This is a genomic window from Longimicrobium sp. (assembly GCF_036554565.1).
In the GTDB taxonomy this organism is placed as follows: domain Bacteria; phylum Gemmatimonadota; class Gemmatimonadetes; order Longimicrobiales; family Longimicrobiaceae; genus Longimicrobium.
Genome location: NZ_DATBNB010000685.1, coordinates 1 through 3,592 on the forward strand (window position 1 = coordinate 1; position 3,592 = coordinate 3,592).

Consider the following 3,592-nt stretch of genomic DNA (forward strand, 5'->3'; position numbering starts at 1 on the left):
CACTACCGGCGCCCCATGCTCGTACGCGCCCTGCCTCGGCGACCGGATCTCTATTCCGCTCTGCCCCGGTGCTAGAACAGAAACGCGATTCACCGGTCGAACTGCCCCCTTCACTGGACCCCTGTCCCACTTACACAGAAAAGCCCCGCCTACGTAGCTGTAGGCAGGGCTTTGCTTTTCATCGAGTCGGGACGGCGGGATTTGAACCCGCGACCCCCTGAACCCCATTCAGGTGCGCTACCGGGCTGCGCCACGTCCCGAACTCCCGGCCCCTGTCGCGCCGAAGCCCGCCAGAGAGCAACAATCCTAACGTTTCGCCCCGGCCGCGTCAACCCCAGCCCGGCTCGGGGACCGGGCCGAAGTTCGCGCGCGGCCCGTCGACCGGTGCGGGGGCAGGCTGTCCGCCACCCACCGCGTCCATCCGTAGCCAGTCGAACAGCACCCGCTTCTGCTCGGCGGTGGCGGTGGGCGACGGGCGCAGCAGCAGCTTCTGCGGGGGCCCGACCACCACCGGAAGCGACAGCGTCAGCAGCTCGTCGCGGCGGAAGACGGTCAGCGGCAGGCGCGTCCCCTCGGGCGCCTCCAGCAGCCGCGCGCTGAGCGCATCCGGCGAGGCGATGCGAAAGCCGTCCAGCGCCACCAGCTCGTCGCCGGCGTTCACCCCGGCGGACCACGCCGCGCTCCCCGCCTGCACGTTCGCAACGACGATGCGACCCCCCTCGGGCTTCAGCTGCAGCCCGGTCCGCGGCTCCCGCGGCACGGGGGCGGCGCCCGGCGCGTCGGGGTGGCCGCCGGGCGCCAGCCCCCGCTCCCGCGCGTCGCGCGGGGTGGTCAGCACCAGCCCGGCGGTGTTCAGCAAACCCGTATAGTCCAGCTCCTGCGTGCTCCGCAGCCACGCGTCGAACCGGTCCGCCAGGTCCGCCCCGGCCACCTCGGCCGCCACGGCCTGCACCGTGCCCTCGGGAAAGCCCACGTCGCGCGCGCCCCAGCGCTCCCACAGCAGGCGCAGCACGTCGTCGAGCGAGCGGGCGTTGCCGGTGCGCGCGCGGATCTCCATGTCCAGCAGCAGGGCCACCAGCGCGCCCTTCTGATAGTAGGAGATGGTGGCGTTGGGCGTGTTCGCGTCCGGCCGGTAGAACTTGATCCAGGTGTCGAACGACGAATCTTCCAGCGACTGCACCCCGCGCCCGGGAAGCTGGGAGAAGCGGGTGATTTGCTCCGCGAGCTTTTCCAGGTACCGCAGGGGCGAGATCAGCCCCGCGCGGCGCAGCACCAGGTCGGTGTAGTAGGTGGTGAACCCCTCCACCACCCACAGCTCGCGCGTGTACGCCTCGCGCGTGTAGTCGAAGGGCCCCAGCACCGCCGGGCGCAGCCGCTTGCCGTTCCAGGCGTGAAAGAGCTCGTGTGCCACCAGGCCCAGCACGCCCTCGTACGCCTGCCCGTGAAAGCTCCAGCGGTCCACCAGCAGCGAGGTGCTGTTGCGGTGCTCCAGCCCGCCGCCGCCGCTGGCCAGGTGAAGGATGAAGGTGAAGTGCGGATACGGCAGCCCGCCCCCGAACAGCTCGCGCTCGGCCAGCACGATGCGCGTGGTGTCGGCCGCCAGCCGCCGGGGGTCGGCGTTGCCGCGGCCCCACACCGCATACCGGTGCGGCACCCCGTCCACGCCCCACTCCACCAGCGCGTGCGTGCCGATCTCCATCGGCGAATCCACCAGCTCGTCGAAGTCCGCGGCGCGGAACACGTGCTCGCCCGCCTCCTCCAGGGCGGTCGTCACCCGCCACCCCGCGGGCGGCTCCACGGCCACCTCCACCGGCTCGCCCTGGCGCCCCTCGACGTACAGAAAGACGCTGGCGCCGTTCACGTACGCGTGGGATGCGTCGACGTGGCTGGTGCGCACCGTCAGCTCGTCGGCGTTCACCACCCAGCGGGCGCGGAGCACGCCGTCCGCGGGGGCATCCACCAGCCAGGTGTTCTTGTCGGTCTTGCGAAAGGGCAGGGGCCGCCACGCGCCGTCGGCGGCCTCCATCTGCATGACGTTGCGCGGAAACTCGCGCATCAGGTAGCTGCCGGGGGTCCACGACGGCATCACCAGCCGCGCCGGGCCGTGCACCCCCTCGGCCGTCATCTCCACGCCCAGCAGGTGCGTGTGGGGCTCCGGAATGCGGAGCTTGTACCGGATGGGGCCCACGGCTACCGCCGGCCGCGGCGCCAGGCCAGCACCGCCGCGATCCCGGCCAGCACGCCCGCGCCCAGCGCCACCGGCTTGGCGATGCTCCCGCTGCCGGCGCGCGCCTCCTTCACCACGCTCCCCGCCATGAACAGCACGTTGGCGGGGCGCTCGGCCAGGCGGCGCATCAGGTACGGGTACCACTGCGTGCCGAACGGGACGTAGCAGCGCATCCGGTACCCCTCGCGCACGAGCTGCTCCTGCAGGTCGCGGCGCACGCCGTACAGCATCTGGAACTCGAACGATTCCTTGGCGATGCCGCGCTCCCAGACGAAGCGGCGCGTGGCGTCGATGATGGCGTCGTCGTGCGTGGCGATGGCCGGGTAGTGGCCCGCCTCCAGCAGCCGCTTCATCTCCTCGACGTACATCCGGTCGGTGTCGGCCTTGTCGGGAAAGGCCACCGACTCCGGCTCCTGGTAGGCGCCCTTCACCAGCCGCACCCGCGAGCCCAGCGCGATCAGCCGCTCCACGTCGTCCGCCGTGCGGCGCAGCATGGACTGCAGCACCGTCCCCACGTTGCGGAACCCGTCGGCCCACAGGCCTTCGACCAGGGCGATGGTGCGCTCGGTGTAGGCGCTGCTCTCCATGTCCATCCGCACGAAGATCTCGCCCTCGCCGTTGCCCAGCTCGCGGGCGCGGGAAAGCACGCGCTCCACGTTGCGGCGGCAGAAGTCTTCGTCGATGTCCAGCCCCAGCTGCGTGGGCTTGATGGAGAGGTTGGCGTTCAGCCCCTCGCGCGCGATGGATTCCAGGATGTGGACGGCCATGTCGGCGGCCGCCTGGGCCTCGGCGCGGTCGGCCACGGACTCGCCCAGGAAGTCCAGCGACACGCTCAGCCCGGCCTCGTTCAGGGCGCGGGCGGCGTCCAGCGCCTCCTGCAGCGTGTCGCCCGCCACGAAGCGCGCGGCGAATCCGCGGGACAGGGGGGCGCGGGTGATGATGCGCTTGGCCGTGGGGCTCTCGCTGAGGCGCAGCAGGCTCGTCTTGAGCATCAGGCAACTCGGGGTGATGCGGATCGGTGTCGCGCCGGCGATCAGCTCTGATCGTCGGTGCGCTTGCGTGCGATGGTCTCATCCAGCACGGCCCGGGCCTGCGCGAGCGGCAGGGCCTCCAGCTGGCCCCGGGCCTCGTCCGCCGTGGCGGCGTGCACCAGGTCGCCCGTCTCCAGGTGGCCCATGATGGCGGTGCCGGTCTGCGCCCAGCGGATGAACACCAGGTAGCCCGCGAACCCGCCCTCCGCCGGCTCGGTTTCCAGCCCGACGGTGTACGGCTCGCCGTCCATCCCCTCGAACGCGGCGGAGCGCCCGTAGATGGCCATGTAGCCGCCGAGGGTGCTTTCGTCCGCGTCCGCCGGCGGAAGCGGGT

Annotated in this window: 3 protein-coding genes and 1 tRNA gene; all 4 read right to left on the reverse strand. The window is 71.8% G+C overall.

Annotated features, from left to right (window positions below):
* Positions 1-186: 186 nt before the first annotated feature.
* Positions 187-260, reverse strand: a tRNA-Pro gene (locus VIB55_RS19015).
* A gap of 68 nt (positions 261-328) precedes the next feature.
* Positions 329-2,188 carry a M61 family metallopeptidase gene (locus VIB55_RS19020; RefSeq protein ID WP_331878251.1) on the reverse strand — a complete coding sequence of 620 codons (1,860 nt, stop codon included), beginning with the start codon at positions 2,186-2,188 and terminating at the stop codon, positions 329-331.
* A gap of 2 nt (positions 2,189-2,190) precedes the next feature.
* Positions 2,191-3,219 (reverse strand): proline dehydrogenase family protein, encoded by a 1,029-nt coding sequence (locus tag VIB55_RS19025; RefSeq protein WP_331878252.1) that lies wholly within the window; start codon positions 3,217-3,219, stop codon positions 2,191-2,193.
* Between the two features lie 41 nt (positions 3,220-3,260).
* On the reverse strand, positions 3,261-3,592 hold a 332-nt coding region (locus VIB55_RS19030; protein ID WP_331878253.1), incomplete at its 5' end, for a hypothetical protein.